The following is an 18,576-nucleotide window of genomic DNA, read 5'->3' on the forward strand; positions in this document are numbered from 1 at the left end:
TCCGCTTATGTGGATCTAGAAAAGATTATTTTCTAAATTTAGCATCTACGCGTCTATTTTGAGCGCGGCCTGCTTTAGTAGCGTTTGTAGCGATAGGCTTAGTCTCGCCGTATCCTACAGTGGTGATTCTGCTAGCATCTACGCCGAAGCTCTTAAGCGCACCTCCAACAGCAGCAGCTCTGCGCTCGGAAAGCTTTTGATTATATGCATTCGAACCGGTGCTATCGGTGTGACCCTCTAGAATTACTTTGTAATCAGGGTGAGCTACTAGCACGTCGCTTACGTTTTTAATCTGGTTCATAAACTCAGGGGAAATTTTTGAGCTATCTGTAGCGAAATTTACGCCCAAATTTAATCTAATAACTTTCTCGCAGCCATATTCATCAACAACTACGCCAGCAGGTGTGCCTGAGCATCTATCGACATTATCGCATACGCCGTCGTTATCTGCGTCTTTGCAGCCTGTAGGAGCCGGAGCGGCAGCTGGGGCTGCGTCAGCATATCTCTTGCCAAAATCAACTGCAAAACCTAGAGTATAGAATAATACGTGGTTGCCGTCGTCAAATCTGATAGCATCGCGTGCTTCAAGTTTTGTAGCAAAATTGTCGGTAATATAGTATTTTAGACCCAAGCCGTATTGACCGAAGCCGCTATCTTGATCGCCATCGTTGTAAACGTCTTTAGTGTAATCCATATATCCAAGACCTAGCAAGCCGTATAATTTGAAATTATCGGTGAAATTTACCAAATCTTTTACAGCATTGATGTGATAATATTTAGCGTCAGGCTTATCGTTGCCTACTCTGTGAGCTAAATCCTCTACGCCAATATTGCGAGAGTAATCAAAACCAACCTCTACTTGATCGATAAACGAATCTTGTAAATTTTTGGCAAGACGTAGACCGAACATAAAATTCGAATCCAAATCCATATTACCCTCATGAGTCATTCCGCCAATAGTAGGGGTGATCTCCCAGTGATAATCAGCATCGCTAGCGAACAATGCGCCGGATGCACACAAGCTTAATGCAAGTAGAACTTTCTTCATTAAACATCCTTTCAAATAAAGTTATAATTCGATATTACCATAAAATTTTTAAAGAATTTACAAATTTGCGACAATTTTGCCACAAATTTGTAAAAAACATTATCTCTTAGAGAACTGTGGACTTCTACGCGCTTTGCGGCGACCGAATTTCTTTCGCTCAACCACGCGGCTATCGCGAGTTAGCAGACCTTTTGGCTTAAGAGCCGCCCTAAAATCTTTGTCCATCGCGGCAAGCGCTTTTGAAATTCCGTGCTTTAGCGCATCCGCTTGAGCCGAATATCCGCCGCCCAAAGTCTGTGCAGTGATATCCATCGAGGTCTCTTGTTTAGTCGCCAAAAGCGGCTGAACGACTCTTAGCTTAATCGCTTCGTGACCGCCTAGCCAGGTGTTTAGATCCATGCCGTTTACTACGATTTTGCCGCTTCCCGGTTTTACCCAAACCTTAGCTACGGCAGTTTTTCTCTTTCCGGTTGCATAAATTGTCGCCATGATTATTTTCCTTTTTTAGTTGTTTGCGCAGTATGAGGGTGCTCGCCGCCTTCATATACGAATAGCTTTTTGATCATCGCCTTGCCGAGCTTCGTCTTAGGAAGCATACCGCGAACCGCAAGCCTGTAGAGCTTTGCGGGATTATTTTTAAGCAGGTCTTGAAATTTCACGCTCTTTACGCTTCCGAAATAGCCCGAGTAGCTGTGATAAAGTTTATCGTCGCCTTTGTTATTGCCGGTAAATACGGCTTTTGAAGCGTTGATGATAACGACGTAATCTCCGCAATCCACGTTTGGAGTATAGCTTGGTTTGTGTTTGCCGCGTAGCAATACGGCGACTTCGGTAAGCATCCTACCGAATCTTTTGTCGGTCGCGTCGATAACGACCCAGTCGCGCTTAACTTCGCTAGGCTTTGTAATTTCTGTCATGGTTTCCGCCTTATTAAAATTTGAGCTGTGATTATATAGAAATATCCTTACGTATAGCTTAATTTAAGCTATCTTTAATCTATCTGCGCTCAAATTTTATCTAAGCTTTAAAATTTTATCCCTCCTCATTTACTTCGATCAGCCTAGCGCCCGCAGCTTCGAGAGTCAGCACGAAGGCGCGCACTCGCGCATGCGGATAAAACTCGCGGATCACGCTTTTATATCGCGCCACTTGAGCTTTGTTTTGCGCGAGGTATTTTTCGGAGCTTTTGTAATCAAAAAGCAAAATTTCATCCTGCCTAAAGCATGCCAGATCTACGCGCAAAAGATCACCCTCCGCGCTTTTAATTGGCATCTCTTTATAAGCTTGAGCGCCTCTTATCAGAGCTAAAAATTCCTCGTTTTTGCTTAGTCCTAGCGCCCGCGCCGCGATATTTTCAAAATCTGCATCGTTTAAAAATTTAGCGTAGCGACCTCTTGCCAGGCTTACTCCTCGTAAAATTTCATCTGCAGCAAAGCCTTCGCTCATCTCCAGAGCATAGTGCAGCGCCTCGCCGAAATATATCGCGCTTAGCGCCTCCGTTTCGCCGCCGCTAGCCTTTTCTTGCGCGCCTTGAGGCTCGCCCGCTACGAGCGCGATCTTTTTTTGCGGCGGCTGCTCTTCTGATTTTACGGAGCTTGGAATTACGTAGCCGTATTGAAAATCCGGTATATCCAGCCACTCCACGACGCCCGCACCCTTGGTCTTTTTAGCGTAAGGCGAAAAAAAGCTATAATTGTATTGATCTATTTTTGCCTCGGAGCGTTTTACGATGATGAGCGAGCGTTCGGCGCGGGTAAATGCCACATAGAGCTTATTTATATCCTCTTCATGCGCAGAGCGATCGTTTTCATCCATTAATGCTGCAAATTCCGTATCCAGGCTCTTTCTGCTCGCAAATTTATAAAAAATTCTCCACTTATGCGTGGCAAAATCATAGTCCGTCGCGAGCTTTGAGCTCTCGCCCCGGTTTTTTCCTCCGATGCGGTCGCAAACGATTACGTGCGGGAACTGAAGCCCCTTGGACTTATGCACAGTCATAATTTTAATGCCGCTTTGTTCCTTGGCAAATACCTCCGTTTCGTCGTTTGCAAACAGATACTCGCTAAAACTATTAAATTTTGCCAGCGTCTCAAAAAATAGCAGCAGATCCGGATCGACAAAATTTAATTTCAGCGAGCTAGCTATAAATTCTGCCGTTTTTTGCGCATTTTTATGCAAATCGACCGCTATCTTTTTAAGCCGCCTACCCAAAATCACTTCGGCGTTTCGCAGATAAATTTCATCGCCACCTACGCAAAATTTCGCGTACTGAATTACGGCATTTACCTGCTCGCTGCAACGCAGAGCCTTATTTGAGCCGCTACACACCTCGCAGAATTCTGATAGCATCTCTTTTAGCGCGCTTACATGCTCGTTTTTCCAGCATAAAATCGCGATATCATCAGCTCTTATACCGCACTCCTCAACAAGTCTGCGCGCTTGCTCCGCAGCCCCCTTTAGCACGTCGTCGTATGAAAATGCCGCTACGTAGCCGTAATCGTCGCTTTGTACCTCAAATAGCGGCATTTGCGGATGGGAAAGCGGATAGTCCTTGATTTTTTGCAGCACCGAAGCAGGCAGATCGCTATCTAGCTTATTTGCTGCGATTTGATCTTCATAAGACGCAAATTTATCGCGCAAGATCTCATTTACAAATTTTACAATGAGTTTCAAGCTGCGATAATTGCGCGGCAGACTCTGCGTTTTGATTTGACTAAACTGCTCGCGCAAAATATCAAAAATTTTTCTCTCTGCGCCGCGAAATTTATAGATGCTCTGTTTTTTATCGCCTACGTAAAAAAAACTACCGCAGCACTCCTTCACCCCTTTGCCAGCAAGCGCTTCAGAGATTAGCGGCAGCATGATTTCATACTGGCAAATGTCGGTATCTTGGAATTCGTCGATTAAAATATGCGTGATTTTAGAATCGAGCCTGAAATACAAAAGCTCGCGGTTGCCCTGCAATGCCTCTGCGCTTGGATTTAACAACGAGTGCACGGCTGCGGTGACATCGCCGAATGTAAGCTTGCCGCTTTTGCGCTGCACTGATTTAAGCGCTTCGGCATAAATTTTAATTAGTCCTGCCAGCTTAGCCGCATATGTCGCATCCATCCACGCTATTTCGCGAGCTATGGCGTCTTTTAGCCTTGCTAGCTCGCCGTCAAGATGCGAAATTTTTTTAAGCTGTGAGCGCGGATAATCGAAACTACCGTTGGCAAGAGCCGAAAGAATGAAACCAGAGGATAATTTTGACAAATCGCTAACAGGGCTTAGCCCATTTACGGCTCCCGCGCTTACGCCCGCATCTCTCGCCGCTTTTTGCAAGTGGGATAAAATTTCATTTATCTCTGCTAGCGCGGAGCTTGCAGGAAGCGTGGGCGGATTTATGCTTATATCGCCTCTCCAAATGCTTTGCAAGCTATTTAGAAACTCGCCCTTTGTCATTCCTGAGTCGCTTACGTAGTCCACGACCTCTCTTAATAGCGCTTCGTTTTTACAAATCGCGCCTAAAAACGCCGCCTGCTGCACGCCTAGTATGCTTTCGTCGTTTTCAAAGCTTGGATCGATGCCGCTGTTTAGCGCAAAAGAGCGCAGAGCTTTTGCAAAAAACGCATCGAAGGTAAAGACGTTTAGGCTCTCGCTTAAAAATTTAGGCAGTAGGCGCTGTTGCGCTGCCAAAACCTCATCCACGCTTAGCCCTAAATCAGCACAAATCTGCTCCAGCTCGGCGCTAGGCTTTAACGAACCATCCTGCAAAAGCAGCAAATTTTGAAATTTCTCCACGATGCGCGTTTTCATCTCAGCAGCAGCTTTTTTGGTGAAGGTAAGCGCTAAAATTTCATTGATCGGTTCGCCCTTCAGCACCAGCTCGATGAACCTCACTGCGAGATTGAAGGTCTTGCCGCTGCCTGCGCTTGCTTCAAGCGCCAGATAATTTTCAAATTTTGCCATCGATCTGCCCCTTGCAAATGATTTTATAATCGCAGTATTCGCAGCTTTGCACCGCCTCCGTGCGCGTAAAAGCAACCTCGCTTGCAAATTCCTTGCCGATAGAGCTTAGCGTCTCGCGTAGATTTTCTAAGCTAGGCGTTTTGTCGCCAGGAGCTGCAAACGCGCAGTCTTTTAGCGATAGATAGGCGCATTCGCACTCCTGGGCTAAAAGCGCGCGATAAAACGTAAGCTGGAATTTTTCCATATGTTTTTTAGCTGAACCACGTTTGTAATCTATGATGAACTTCCGCCCCGTCTTGTCTTCGTCGATGCGGTCGATCCGCCCGCTCAGCCGTACTCCGTCAAGCTCGCCTTTTAGCGATACTTCGCTACCGCTAAAGCTCCAAATTTGCTCATGCCCTTCTAAAAGCCCAGCTAGCTTTTCTACCGATTTTAGTTCAAGCTCCGCATCAAAGCGCGCGATGCCCGCTTCTCGCGCAAGCTGCGAATAAATAGAGCGGAATTTTTCCATGCTAAATTTTATCCCCGCTCGCTCATATAAACGCTGAAAACTCGTATGTAAAATTTTGCCCAAAAGCGCATTATCCTCGCCAAATTTTAGCCCCTCCTTCAGCCCGAAAACGTAGCGGTAATAATACTTCCTCTTGCATTCTAAAAACGTATCCAGCCGCGAAAACGATAGCTCCTCGGCAAAAAAATCATGGCGAGCCACGGGATCTTCTTGTCCGCATAAGGCGGGCTTAAATTCCTCTCGCCCAAAAAGCCGCAAATAATCCTCCTGCGAAAATTCCGCGTCTTGTCGCACTTCAAAGCTTTTCAAAAACCGCGAAGGCAGTTTCTCGACGCTTTGCAGATAGCAAATCGCGCTTTTTTTAGCGCCTCTTAGCAAGCCGTCGTAGTAAAATCTTTGTAAATTTTCGCGATCTGTGTGGCTGATAAGCCCTGCTCTAGCGCGCAAAGCGGAGTTTAAAAACATCTCTCCGCTACTGCGCTTAGGCACTAGATCATCGTTAAAATCGGGGATTATCACGCCGTCAAATTGTAGCCCACGGCTCTCTAAAAGTCCCATTACCGTGACCTTTCCGCCACGAACATCATCGAGCTTAATGCGCGAAATTTCTAACAAAAAAAGATCGATCAGATTGCCCAAGCTTAGGTTTTCGTCCTTAAATTTTCGAAGTAAAATTTTAATTAGATATAGCGGCTCTTTTAGCTTTTCTTGCAGCAGCGCGTCGCTAATTTTAGGCAAACAGGCGAGCTTGGCAATTAGCGCCTCGAAATGCTCGAAGCTTACTTGCTTTGCAAAATCGCGTGCGAACTCGCCAAAAAGCGCCTCATCAACGCCCACACTCGCAAAAAACAGATCAAGCTCCTGTGGGTTTGGGCGCTGCGGATACTCATCTGCGCCCTCGCATATTTTAGAGCGCCTAAAGCGATCGCGCCGCTCAGGGCTTTTTGAATACCCATCTTCTTCCTCAAGCTCTATATGCTCCAGTTGCATAGAGTATCGTAGGCTCTCTTGCTGCTTTAAAAGCTCCTGCCGTTTTGCGCTAACCGAATAATCGGGCTGCTGCGTACACTCCAAGGACTCTTGAAACTCTGCAAGATCTAGCGAAAGGCTTTGCTCTTCCGCGCTATGCGTGCGTTCCCCTGAAATTTCGTGTAGAATTTCAAAATTTTCCGTATTTTCAAACTCTCGCGCAGACATAAAATTTAAATCCGTTTTAGAATTTGAAAAAATTTCGCAATCAAACGCAAAATTTTGCTGTGCGAAATTTTGCGAAATAGAATTCTCCGAAGCGAAATTCCCTAGCGCTAAATTTTGCTGTACCGCGGAATCCTTTGTATCCAAAAATCCTCCATCCGGGCTTTTAATTGCGTGGTAATCTACGCCAAATTTCGGCATGCGTGCTTCTTTTAAGCACTGCGAAATTTTCTCTAGCGTTACGTAAAATAGGCTATCTTTAAGCTTCTCGCCCATCGCGAAATTTAGCATGCGGTGTGAGCTGCGAGCCCTTGCGATGCGCTCGTCGTAAAGCCGCAGTGTGCCGGCAAAGCTCTCGTCGGGCAAAATTACCGCGATGCGCTCCGGCGCGATGCCCGCGCGCACGAAGGATGAAATTTTTTCAAAAACATAGCTCGCCTGCAAGCTTCGCAGCTCAAAGCCTCTACACACAACCGCTCCGCCCACGCTTAGCAGCCCTCGGCTTAGAATTTCACCCGTACCAAGATTTACGCGGTATGCAAAACCTAACTCTAGGCTTATGCCGCAAAGCTCCTCCACTGCGCGCACGGGCTTAGAATTTAAAGTCGTGGCTCTAAAGCTCAGTACGACCTCGCTAAGCTCTGCAGCGCGCTTAAAAACCTCGAACTCAAATGCGCTGGGATTGCCGTCGATGTTGATTTCTATCCGCTCAAATCCGCGCAGATAGGACTCGTTTAGCTCATAAAGCGCGGGCAGCGTGATCTCGTCGTAAAATCCATGCTCGCGCAAAATCCTTGCATACGCCCTCGCTAGCTCTCGCAGAATTTCAAAATGCTCGGCGTACCACGCGTAGGTGTCGCTAAGATCGAGCGCATCGATACTCACGCGCTCCGTCGCAAGCTCCTTGAAAAAACCGAAAAGATACTCGCGGTTGCGCATAAACTCGTAAAGCTCACTAGGGAATTTAAGCCTCTCGCCTGCGCGCTTGCTCTCGTTTACCGCCTGCTTCATAAAAAGCGCGCGATCTATCTCGCCGCAAGCGACAAGATCCGGTACAAAAAGCGCCTTTTCGTAGAATTCCGCCAAAGTAATCCTAGGCGCCAGCACGCCGCCGCTCTCGTTTTGCAGCGCCGCGCGTAGCGCACGCGAGCTGGTGTAGACAAAGAGATTTTTAGAGGGCAAATTTTTCAAAACAAATCCTTTAGAGCGATTCGCAGAACGCGGAATTTTGCGATATTTTAGCAAGAAATTTTTAGTTTGGGCTTTTAAGCAAAGAAGTTTTTAAAAAGCTTGAGAGGCTAAATTTTATCAAGTCAAATTTAGTAAGTTGGATGAGCGTAAAATTTTAATCTGTGGCGCTCTGAGCGCGGAAATATGCCTCGCTACACATTATGTCGCGACATATTTCGACGCAAAATTTTACGAGTGGATTCCGTAAATTACAAAGCGGCAAAAACGCGACGGAATTTAAGCAGGCTCAAGCTCGATCTTGTATCCCAGGCTCGGGACGTTTTTTATGATTTCGCCTCCCACTTTATCGCGGATACGCTTGACGAAGGTGCGAAGCGCCGTATCGCTCACGGCCCCTTCGGTCCAGACGTAACGCTTGATCTCCTCGTAAAGCACCAGCTCGCCCACGCGACTGGCTAGCAGCGAGACAAAAGAAAGCTCCTTTTTAGTAAGCACGATCTGCTCGCCATCCTTCAGTAAAATACGGCGAAGCCCGTCAAATACGTAGCCCGCACCCATATTTACGACTCGTACCGAGTCCAGCTTAGACTTCATCAGCGCACTTATCTCTAGCACAAATGCGGCGATATCTACCGGCTTAAAGTAATACCGCTCGACGCCAATCTCCATAACGCCTTTTAGCTGCTCCTCCCTACCGAAGCCGCTAAGCACCACGATAGGGGCATGTGGAAAGATCTGCTTAATCTGACGTATCATCGCTAACCCATCCTCGATCGGCATTAGAATGTCGGTAATGACGAGATTGGGGCTAAATTTTTTGAATTTTTTCACACCTTCAAGCCCGTTTTGGGCATTGTAAACGTTATTAAAAATACCCTCAAACGCCTTATGCAGCGAGGCTAGTAATTTAGTATCATCCTCGACTAGCAAGACGTCCAGCTCTTTTAAAGCGCAGCTCATAGCAGACCCCTAAGGCGAAATTTCAAACGAAATTCTTTCAAATTTTCTCTTTTATTGAGCTTAAAATAATGTTAAGTTAAAAATTTAATTTCATAAAGTAACACAACTCTTATTTTAGGTCAAATATGGGCGGGATTAAAAAAGAAGCGTGGATAAAAACCACACCATAGGAATGGGCAAAATTTAAAGTGATGCGGGCTAAATCTTATCGGTACGAAAGAGATTTAATAACGGCTGAAAGTAAAATTTTAAAGCTGGCGCAGGTAAAATTTCACTACGCGACGGGGCAGAATTTTATTTTAGACAGACGATCTTTAGCGAGCAATAAAAACGGCGCCGATAAGGTTTTAGTAGGTAAACGGCGCTAGAAAAAATTCTACGGGCGGCAAAGCGTTTATTGGTATAACTTTGCAGCAACAAGACGGCTCGTCAAATTTAAAGGGCTTGAAGCCATGCGAAATGTACCGCAGGATCGATCTGTTTTGAAAGGGCTAAGTGCGCCAAGTCCAATTTTTAAATTTAAAACGCATGAAATTTAGCTGCGAGCTTAGAAGTTATACGGACACGAAATCGCACGAATAAAAAGCATGCGGCGCGCAGCCGGTTTAAATTTAAAACCTCGACTAGCACAGATCGCTTCATACAAAAACCGCTTAATCCAAAATCACTGCGGCAATCCTTAGTTCGCAAAAGCGCGCTTTGCGTACCGCTCCAGCCTGCAATTATCCAGGCTGCGACGAGCTTTAAATTTACGACGCAAAGACCGCATTAAAATTTAAAGCTTGCCGTAAATTTAAAATTTTACCGCAGGGTCGCGGTAAAATTTCATGCGGGCAAAATTTTAAAAATCATAAAATTTCAAGAAATTCTTTGAAGATATATTTGCTCTCGGTAGGCCCCGCGCTGGCTTCGGGGTGGTGCTGCACCGAAAATACGGGATAGTCTCTGTATCTTACCCCCTCGATCGTGCCGTCGAAAAGATTTCGATGCGTGATCTCGCAGATCTGCGCAATCGTTTCGGGGACGTTGTAGTTGTGGTTTTGCGCGGTGATCTCGATCGATTTGGTGCGCAGGTTTTGCACGGGGTGGTTTGCGCCGTGCTGGCCGAATTTCAGCTTGTAGGTCTCATACCCCATCGCGTTGCTTAGCAGCTGATGACCTAGGCAAATTCCAAAAATCGGCACGCGGGCCCCCACCATCTTTTTAATCTGCGCGATCTCCTCTTTAAGCATGCGAGGCTCGCCCGGGCCGTTTGATAAAAACACGCCGTCGATCTGCCCCTCTTTAAGCTTAGTGATCAGGCTCTCCGCTTTAACGTCGTGCGGAAAAACCTCTACTTCGAGCCCTAGATCGCAAAGCTCGTTTAGGATGTTTCGCTTGACGCCGTAATCGATCACGGCTATCTTTTTGCCGCAGCTTGCGGGCTGCGCGTAGCTTCCGCGTGCGGCATCCCAGCGACCCGATGTGTGCTTATACGGCGCCTTCGTGCTTACGATGCTTACGTAGTTGATCTCTTCTATGCGCGCAGACTCGCTAAGCGCCTTTTTAAGAGCCGTCTTATCGCTGATCTCGGTAGAGACGAAGGCGCGCAGACTGCCCTGATCGCGCAGCATTTTGGTTAAAAATCTAGTGTCGACATCGTAAACTCCGAATTTTCCGTTTTGCAGAAAATAATCCTCCAAGCTCATCTGCGAGCGGAAATTTGAAGGCTCGTTGTTAAAATTTCTTACAAAAATTCCGCTGGCGTGGATTTTAGAGCTTTCTTTGTCGTTTTCGTTGATACCTACGATACCGATTTCAGGCATAGTGAAAATAATAAACTGCCCCGCGTAACTAGGATCGGAGATGATCTCCTCGTAGCCGGTGACGGAGGTGTTAAACACGAGCTCGCCGAATGCGCTACCTCCCTTGCCGAACGCCTTGGCTTGCAGATAGATGCCGTTTTCTATATAGATATACGCGTTCATTACAGCATGCCCCGTTTTCTTAGCTCCTCTTCGTAGAGCTTTTCAAACACAAGCTCGTATTCTTCGGTGCCGGGGATCAGTTTTTGCTTGTAGCCCTCGATCTTTTCATAGACCGCATCCTCAATCTTTTGATAATTTTTAAGATATTCGTCGATCGCGTTATAAATTATCGTCTTTAGCCTATTTTCCGAGACTTTGTAATCGATCAAATTTTTCTTCCAAACGGTTTCTAAAATTTTATGCGATATGGTGCCGTAGCGATCCTCGAAATTTAGCTCAAAATTCTCGTCGTTTGCGATATGGCGTTTGATGAGCCAAAACATATCTTTTTTATTCACGCTCATCTCATCTAGCTCGCTTATGCGCTCATCTATTAGCTCGTTTGCGCGCTCGTCTATCGCTCTTTCTTTTTGCAGATCGGCCCTTATGATCTCATCCGCTTCCTTGGCGACGGGCTCTATGCCCGCACTCAGCGTAACGCAGCCCGAGTTTAGCAGATCTAGCGCTATTTTATGCGCGATATATGGCACGTGTGGTAGTCGTATTCGCATGATCTCGTTCCTTTAAATTCAGTTCTATGAGCGGTCGCGCCGCCCGCAACGGGTGAAATTTTAAAATTTCACCGGGTTTATAAAATTATCGTGTCGCTTCTTTCGGGACTGGTAGAGATAAAGCCCACCTTCGCGTCGCTTAGCTCCTCTATTTTGCGGATATAATTTTGCGCGTTTTGCGGCAGATCCTCAAATTTTGAAATTCCTTTGACGCTATCCCAGCCCGGCATCTGCTCATAAACCGGCTCGACAGCTTCCAAATCGATCGGGAAATAATCGATCTCTTCCCCCTTGTATCGATATGCACGGCAAATTTTAATGCTCTCAAAGCCGTCTAGGACGTCAAGCTTCATAAGCGCGAGCTTGTCGATGCCGCTAAGGCGCACGGCGTATTTCGTAGCCACCCCGTCGAACCAACCGCAGCGACGAGCCCTGCCCGTCGTAGTACCGTACTCTTTGCCGATCTCGCGCATCGCCTCGCCTTGCGGACCTTTATCCTCGGTAGGAAACGCGCCGTTGCCCACGCGGGTGGTGTAGGCTTTTAAAATTCCCATCACCGTGCCGATATCTTTCGGCGCAAGCCCGAGCCCGCTGCAAGCTCCGCCCGCGATAGTCGTCGAGCTCGTGACGTAAGGATAGGTGCCGTGATCGATATCAAGCAGGCTTCCTTGCGCGCCCTCTACGAGTACGCGTTTGTCGTAATCAAGCGCCTTCCACAGCATGTGCGTCGTATCGGCGATGTATGGCTCGAGCGCGCTTTTATATCGTTTTAGCTCGTCATAAATTTCAAGCTTGCTAGGAATTTTAACCCCCGCTTTTTCAAAAACGCTCTCATGCGAAGCAAAATCGCGCGATAGCGCCTCGGCAAGCCTTTCAGGCTCCAAAAGCTCCGCTACGCGGTGCCCCGTGCGCGCGATCTTATCGGCATACGCAGGCCCTATGCCCTTGCCGGTGGTGCCGATTGCGAGCTCGCCCTTGCTCTTTTCGCGTGCCTGATCGATCAGCGAGTGGTACTGTAAATTTAAAAACGCCTTCTCACTTATGAAAAATCTGCCCTTTAAATTTTCAAACTGCGCCATCTCGGTAATCAGCACATCGGGGTTGATCACGACGCCGTTTCCGATGATGTTGATGATATTTTTATGAAGCACGCCGCTAGGCACCAGATGCAGCGCAAATTTCTCGCCATTTATGACGATGGTGTGGCCCGCGTTGTGCCCGCCGCTGCTGCGACATACGAAATCGTAATTCGCGCTTATCATATCTACGATCTTGCCCTTGCCCTCATCGCCCCATTGAGCGCCGATGACTACATCAACTTTACTCATTTCTCATCCTTTTGCATAATTTTTTCTATCAAAGCATCCACTAGCAGCGCAAAGCCGCTGGATTTTAGCCCGTCAATCTCGTAATTTCCGCCGTTACAATACACTGCGCCCGCGTCTAAAAATCTAAAAAATAGCGCATCGTAATAGCGCATTTTAGAGTAATACAGCAGCGAAACGCAGATACGCTCGTAATCCACGCCCAGACTTAAAATTTCATCTAGGCATGGCACGAGCTCTTCAGGCACCTGCGCGCGCAGAGCCTGCACGTCCTTTAGCGACGTGGCGCGAGCCGTAGCATCCAGCCAAGGCAAATTTTGCTCAAGCAGCGTCTCAGTCTTGCCCTTTTCAAAAATTTCAAGCGGCAAATTTAAAATTTCGCAGATTTTTTTCGGAATTTCTATGTTGCTTAGCTGAAGCGCGGGCACAAGATCAAATTCTTTAAAAAATTCCTGCGCGATTTTAATCGCAAGCGGCAGATTTTTCTCCCCGATCAGCTCCGCGCCGATCTGATAAAACTCGTCGCTTGGGTATTTGAAGGTCGGCTGGACGTAAAATAGCCGCCTTAGCTTATCGTCTTTCAGCCGCTTGCGCACGATACGCACGACGTCCACGGTGCTGTCTGCGCGAAGCGCTAGCTCGTGGTTCGTGGGATCGGAGAGCTTAAGAAGCTTTTGCGGCGCGACGCTTAGGTGCTGATGATATGAAAAATATGGCGTTAAAATTTCGCTAAAGCCGTTTTTAACGAGGATTTCGCTCGCTTTATTTTCCAGCTCGCGCTTGAGCTGCGCGCTCTTTCCGAAATAAAGTCTCGAGCCGTTGGGTATCTCGTGATCGAAATCGGCGCTAACACTATCTATCATGCTGCCTCCAAATCGCTTATGAACTGATTCAGCCGCGTTTTAAAGCTCTGAATGAAGCTTGCCAAAGCGCGATAATCAAGCGAAAGAATATCTAAAATTTGCTTACGTATTTCTGTATTTAGCGCAAATTTTTCGCTGCCCGCGCTTTGAGTTTTGTTTAAAATTTCGCCGAATTTCGCTCTAAAGCCTTCAAACTCTCCGGGGCTTAGATCGCCCGCATCGGCACGCGAAATGAAGCTTAAAGCAAGCTCTTTGTAATCAAGCGCGTTTAAGAAGCTGATAAACTCATCTTTGTCGATGGCTGCAAGCTTCGGCGTATCTTTAAATCGCGCGATGAAAGCGTCTATCTCCCTGCGATCAAGCGCTTTTGCAATAAAATTTCCCTGTAGATAGTTAAATTTCAAATTGTTTAAGAGCCGCAGCGACAGCGCGTTTTCGACCCCTTGAGCACCCAGAGCAAATCCAAACTCCCGCTTTAGCTTGCCCGTGATCTCCACCATCGTTCGGATAGCATTTTTTTTCTTGCCTATGTCAAGGCAGAGCTCGCGGTCGATTTTAACGACATCGAAAGGTTGGGCATTCAGGAATGGGATATTGCTTTTATTTGCGCTATTAAGAGCAAATTTAATCCCAAGATCTGCATAACGCCCACGCGCAGGGGCGAATTCCTTAAAATTTCGCTCGCTAAAATCGGTTATCTCGAACATCAACTCGCCTTTTGCATTAGCCCTGTCTCGCAAACTGTGAGCTACAAAATCGTAAAATTCGTCGTTTGCAAGCACGGCTAGACTCACGTTTATCGAGCAGTTTGCGCCCGTTTGAGCGTTAAATTCCATCATCTTTGAAAACGCAAATTTTGAGATTGGCAACTCAAATCGCGGCTCGCTTAATATCTGCGCAAAATCCTGCGGGGCAAGAATTCCGCGCTTTCCGCGATCCCAACGTAAAAGCAGCTCATATCCATAAATCTGTGCGCCGCTAATGATCGGCTGATAGAGCACGAAAAACTCCCCTTCTTCGATCGCTGCAGCAATCCCTTCCTCGCTGGGTTCGTCTGCCTCGGCGCGCTCAAAGATGCAGTAGCGGTTTTTGCCACTCGTTTTGGCGCGGTACATCGCCCTATCGGCGCGCGATAAAAGTCCTGAAAAATCGATCTTTTCGCTGCCATCGTAAAACGCTGCGCCAACGCTGATGCTTGCGCTAATTTCATTGCCTTTGAGGTTAAATTTCATCTTTGAAATTCCAAGCAGACGGTCTAATAGCACATGCGCGGCATCCTTGCTTTGCAGATCGCCGATGATAGCGCCAAACTCATCGCCGCCTAGGCGCGCTAAAATATCGCCTTTACGCAGCAGTCCGCTCATCGCCTTTGAGATCGCTTGCAAAAACATATCACCAACCTCGTGCCCGTAGGTGTCGTTGATTGCCTTAAAGCCGTCAAAATCGATAAAAAGCACCGCCATAAGCTTGGAATTTTCGCCCGAGTTTGCCGTAAATCTCTGCGCAGCCTTCATAAAATACACTCTATTTGGAAGCCCGGTAAGCGCGTCGTGATGGGCGATCTTGGCTAGCTCGCTCTCTTTTTGCTTGATCTGCGAAATTTCAGTAAACATCAAAATGAAATTTGAAGTAAGCGAAAAATCATCCTTTATCGCAATTGCCGTAAATAGCGCAGGAAAGGTGCCACCGCCTCTTTTTAGCCCGTAAATTTCATCTTTATAGGAGGTCTGTTTGCCGACGAGATTTTTTCTAATCCTCTCCATCACGTCTGCCCCGCCCTCCGTAGGAGCGAAGAAATTTGGAATTTTGCCGATAGTTTGGCTTTCGCTATAGCCGGTGATTTCATAAAAGGCGTTATTAGCGCGCAGCACGCGACCGCTCTCATCTGTGATTAAGATCGCCTCTAGCGAGCGCGAAAAGACGTTGGCGTTTAAATTTAACTCCAGCTCCGTCTGTTTGCGCGAGCTGATATCTTCGAGCGTAGTTTTTACAAGGCGAGAGCGAGAGCCATGCTTTTCGGTGACGTAGCCTTGCATACTGATCCAAGTATAGGCATTAGCGGCATTTCGCAGACGGAATTCGCAGCTAAAATCATTTCTAAGCCCGGCGGTGCATTCGCGGATCATTTTGTTGAAATTTTCTAAATCCGCGAAGTAAATTTCATAACTAAACTCCCCAAAGCTCATCGCAGTGTTTAGCCTTTTGCCGCGATATTTTAAAATTTTAAAGTAATTTTTATCAAACGATAGCGTCTGCGCGTCAAGATCGATTAAGCAGGTGCAAAAATTCCTAGTCTCGATTACCGTGCGATAAAAGTCCAAATCCTCCTGCAAGCCGCGGATCGCCTTAACATCGTCATCAATATTTTGAAAATAAAACGCAGCCCTGGCGGCGGACTTTTTGACATAGATGCTCACTTCGTAGCTATAGCGGATATTGTCATTGTGGCGAATTTTATAACTTTGAGAAAAGCTTAGCTCTTCTGCGGGCATATCGGCTAAGCGGTTTAAAATTTCATTTTTAGCCTCATTCGCGTCCTTTTCATCCAGTAAATCCCATAGCCTTATCTCGCCGCTTAAAAACTGCGCCGCTTCGTAGCCCCAAAGCTCTTTTATATTTTTGCTAGCATCTACGATCTTGCCCGAAGTGTAGTCAAACACGAGCGTAACGGTAGGCGCGTGATTTAAATACTCATATTTTTGCTTAGTTTCATCGTAAAATCTGCGATATTTTGACGCATCCAGCACCACAAAAAGGGTTGAAATTTTACTTCCATCGCGGATATAAGATTTTTTAACATAGAGGTCTTTGACGCCATTTTTGGTTTCTTGGCGGGTTACGACATAGTTTTCTTTGACATAATTTGCGCGCTGGGTTTGATAGGCGTGATCGTAAAACGAGCCTGCTTGTAGCGCGAAGATATTCCGCCCCACGACGTCATCGCCATAAAGCTCGCGTGCGCCGTTACTAGCGCTTTCGATCGTGCCTGCTACGTTATCGATGCTAAGCACAGAAAGAGAGCTGTATTTTAGCGCATCTTTAAAGCTGAGGCTAAAATCGCCGTGGCGCAGATTAGACTTCAAAACCTCATCTATGGATTTAGAAATTTCTAAGACGGAGTTTAGTGGATTTAGCGCTTCTATATCGCGAATTTTGGAGTGGTAATCCCCTTGGCGCAGAGCGTTTTGAACTGCCGCGAGCGGGATAAAAACGCGCTTTTTTAAAAACGTAAAATTTGAAATTAGAAGGATTAAATAAGCTAAAATCGCCGTTGCTAGCGCTACGACGATAAAATCGTCCGCGCCTAAAAAATAGCCGGCTCGTTCGCGAGCCATTACGAAATTATCTCCAAATTTCGCAAGATAGGCAAAGCTTAACCCAGATTCGTCTTCGAAGCTTACCACTTCGCCTAGGCGTGAAAAATCAAAATCCTGCCCCAATATATCGGTTGCGCTGCCAGGAGCGTTAAAAAATTTACCTTCGGCGTTAAAGACCAAAATATCTCCCAGCGAAGAGAGCCTAGCAATCGGCCTAGTGGTGTTGGCAAAGCCTAGTAGATACGAATCAGCATTTACGCGCTTGATCAAAAAATACCGCCACGCCCCATCCATCATCATATAGCGCGATACCCATTCTTCCTTTTTTAGCTCGCTTGCGATATCCGCAAGCCGTATCTCGCCAAGATCCGAAATGCGCCCATCCGATGAAAAATGTGCTAAGCTCTTCTGCTCTGCGCCGCGGGCGCGTAGATAAAAAATAGCGTCAAATCTATGAGAAGATTTTACGACGTTGCGGATCAAATCCGCATAAAGCTTGCTTTGTGCAGCTTCATGCCTTGCGTCCAAAGAAAGGATATTTTCTTTTAAAATTTCAAGCTCGCTAAAAAGCGACTCGTCGGTATTTTTGAGTAAAGTAATCGCCGTGCGCGTCCGCAAATCAAGCTGCGTAGCGATCCTAGTGCGCAAAAAGCTAATCTCACAAACTACTACAAGCGTAAGTAGCGCAGCGCCTAGAACCAAGGCGGCGTTAAATCTTTCGGTAACGAAGTCTTTTTTGTTTTTCATGCCAAATTCCAAATTTTGCGGGATTTTAGCAAATTTCGTTTTAAAGCCTATTTAAGCTTTGATTTTTGCTCCGCGCGCGCCCAAAAAATGCATAATCAAAAGCACTGCAAAGCTAAAAATAAGCATCAGCGCCGAATACGCGTGAGCCTGCGCAAAATCCAGCGTCTCAGTCGCTTCGTAAATCGCAATGGAGGCGACCTTGGTCTGCTCGCTCACGCTGCCGCCGATCATCAGCACGACGCCGAACTCGCCCATCGTGTGCGCAAAGCAGATCACCAAGGCGCTAAGCAGGGAGTGGCGAATCGCAGGCAACGCGACGCGAAAAAGCTTGGAAAAATAGCTCTTATCTAGCGAATCGCACGCCCAAAAAAGCGAGCGCGGAAGCGAGCGAAAGCCCGAAACCAGCGGCGCAAACATAAACGGCAGCGAGTAGATACAGCTCGCGATAACAAGCCCGCTGAAATTAAATACGAGTCTAAGCCCGAAGTGTCTGTCAAAAAACTCCCCCAGCACCGAATACGGCGATAGAAAAACGAGCAGGTAAAACCCTAGCACTGAAGGCGGCAGCACTAGCGGAAGCGAGATAATCGATTCGATCACGCTTTTGCCGCGGAAATTTTTTCTCGCCATAAAAAATGCAAGCGGCACGCAGATGATAAACAACGCAAATGTCGTTAAGCTCGCAAGCTTTAATGAGACGAGAAACGGCGTGTAATCGAGCCCCTTTAGAATTTCAAACATTTATCCTCCGAGCCGAGCCGCTGGGCCCAAACTATAAAATCTTAAAAGCCTAGCCCTACTTTAAAATTTAGAGGCAAAGCTGGATAGAATTTGCGAAAACCACATAGCCATAAGGTCTTGCAAAATGAAATTTTGAAAATTCCGTGCAAGCTAAAGCGAGCGGAATTTTATAAATTGCTTGGCTAATAAATTCCTTCAAGCGTGCAAATC

At 46.7% G+C, this 18,576-nt stretch carries 12 protein-coding genes; all 12 read right to left on the minus strand.

All coding sequences use genetic code 11. The features are described 5' to 3' along the window. Positions 1-25 precede the first annotated feature (25 nt). A complete protein-coding gene (locus tag QZ176_RS02585; RefSeq protein ID WP_295151035.1) occupies positions 26-1,048 on the minus strand; it encodes an OmpA family protein in 1,023 nt (340 codons plus the stop codon). A gap of 99 nt (positions 1,049-1,147) precedes the next feature. Continuing rightward, positions 1,148-1,537, minus strand: a complete 390-nt coding sequence (rpsI, locus tag QZ176_RS02590; protein WP_005869670.1) for a 30S ribosomal protein S9 — start codon at positions 1,535-1,537, stop codon at positions 1,148-1,150. Positions 1,538-1,539: 2 nt separating this feature from the next. Next, complete coding sequence (gene rplM, locus QZ176_RS02595; RefSeq protein WP_005869672.1) at positions 1,540-1,965, minus strand: 50S ribosomal protein L13; 426 nt, start codon at positions 1,963-1,965, stop codon at positions 1,540-1,542. 115 nt (positions 1,966-2,080) lie between these two features. Next, the gene (locus QZ176_RS02600; protein ID WP_295151037.1) at positions 2,081-4,999 is read right to left on the minus strand and encodes a RecB-like helicase; all 2,919 of its coding nucleotides are present in this window, start codon (positions 4,997-4,999) and stop codon (positions 2,081-2,083) included. After that, positions 4,986-7,895 (minus strand): PD-(D/E)XK nuclease family protein, encoded by a 2,910-nt coding sequence (locus tag QZ176_RS02605; RefSeq protein WP_295151038.1) that lies wholly within the window; start codon positions 7,893-7,895, stop codon positions 4,986-4,988. The genes QZ176_RS02600 and QZ176_RS02605 overlap by 14 nt, the downstream gene beginning before the upstream one ends. A 276-nt stretch (positions 7,896-8,171) precedes the next feature. Next, positions 8,172-8,855, minus strand: coding sequence for a response regulator transcription factor (locus tag QZ176_RS02610; RefSeq protein ID WP_295151040.1), 684 nt, complete (start codon positions 8,853-8,855; stop codon positions 8,172-8,174). Between the two features lie 848 nt (positions 8,856-9,703). Further along, a complete protein-coding gene (gene carA, locus QZ176_RS02615; protein WP_295151042.1) occupies positions 9,704-10,822 on the minus strand; it encodes a glutamine-hydrolyzing carbamoyl-phosphate synthase small subunit in 1,119 nt (372 codons plus the stop codon). After that, a complete protein-coding gene (locus QZ176_RS02620) occupies positions 10,822-11,373 on the minus strand; it encodes a DUF507 family protein (RefSeq protein ID WP_295151044.1) in 552 nt (183 codons plus the stop codon). Before QZ176_RS02620 ends, carA begins: the two co-directional genes overlap by 1 nt. A gap of 77 nt (positions 11,374-11,450) precedes the next feature. Then, complete coding sequence (locus QZ176_RS02625; protein ID WP_295151045.1) at positions 11,451-12,701, minus strand: adenylosuccinate synthase; 1,251 nt, start codon at positions 12,699-12,701, stop codon at positions 11,451-11,453. Further along, positions 12,698-13,561 carry an ATP phosphoribosyltransferase regulatory subunit gene (locus tag QZ176_RS02630; RefSeq protein ID WP_295151047.1) on the minus strand — a complete coding sequence of 288 codons (864 nt, stop codon included), beginning with the start codon at positions 13,559-13,561 and terminating at the stop codon, positions 12,698-12,700. The genes QZ176_RS02625 and QZ176_RS02630 overlap by 4 nt, the downstream gene beginning before the upstream one ends. Beyond that, positions 13,558-17,625 (minus strand): diguanylate cyclase, encoded by a 4,068-nt coding sequence (locus QZ176_RS02635; protein ID WP_295151048.1) that lies wholly within the window; start codon positions 17,623-17,625, stop codon positions 13,558-13,560. Before QZ176_RS02635 ends, QZ176_RS02630 begins: the two co-directional genes overlap by 4 nt. A gap of 51 nt (positions 17,626-17,676) precedes the next feature. Then, the gene (gene modB / locus QZ176_RS02640; RefSeq protein WP_295151050.1) at positions 17,677-18,366 is read right to left on the minus strand and encodes a molybdate ABC transporter permease subunit; all 690 of its coding nucleotides are present in this window, start codon (positions 18,364-18,366) and stop codon (positions 17,677-17,679) included. Between the last annotated feature and the right edge of the window lie 210 nt (positions 18,367-18,576).

Source organism: uncultured Campylobacter sp. (assembly GCF_905373215.1).
Lineage (GTDB): Bacteria > Campylobacterota > Campylobacteria > Campylobacterales > Campylobacteraceae > Campylobacter_B.

Bases quoted from the DNA above. Each gene is read 5' to 3' on its own strand.
- QZ176_RS02610 (WP_295151040.1), bottom strand. From the start codon at position 8,855: ATGAGCTGCGCTTTAAAAGAGCTGGACGTCTTGCTAGTCGAGGATGAT.
- rplM (WP_005869672.1), bottom strand. From the start codon at position 1,965: ATGACAGAAATTACAAAGCCTAGCGAAGTTAAGCGCGACTGGGTCGTT.
- rpsI (WP_005869670.1), bottom strand. From the start codon at position 1,537: ATGGCGACAATTTATGCAACCGGAAAGAGAAAAACTGCCGTAGCTAAG.
- carA (WP_295151042.1), bottom strand. From the start codon at position 10,822: ATGAACGCGTATATCTATATAGAAAACGGCATCTATCTGCAAGCCAAG.
- modB (WP_295151050.1), bottom strand. From the start codon at position 18,366: ATGTTTGAAATTCTAAAGGGGCTCGATTACACGCCGTTTCTCGTCTCA.
- QZ176_RS02620 (WP_295151044.1), bottom strand. From the start codon at position 11,373: ATGCGAATACGACTACCACACGTGCCATATATCGCGCATAAAATAGCG.
- QZ176_RS02635 (WP_295151048.1), bottom strand. From the start codon at position 17,625: ATGAAAAACAAAAAAGACTTCGTTACCGAAAGATTTAACGCCGCCTTG.
- QZ176_RS02630 (WP_295151047.1), bottom strand. From the start codon at position 13,561: ATGATAGATAGTGTTAGCGCCGATTTCGATCACGAGATACCCAACGGC.
- QZ176_RS02585 (WP_295151035.1), bottom strand. From the start codon at position 1,048: ATGAAGAAAGTTCTACTTGCATTAAGCTTGTGTGCATCCGGCGCATTG.
- QZ176_RS02600 (WP_295151037.1), bottom strand. From the start codon at position 4,999: ATGGCAAAATTTGAAAATTATCTGGCGCTTGAAGCAAGCGCAGGCAGC.
- QZ176_RS02625 (WP_295151045.1), bottom strand. From the start codon at position 12,701: ATGAGTAAAGTTGATGTAGTCATCGGCGCTCAATGGGGCGATGAGGGC.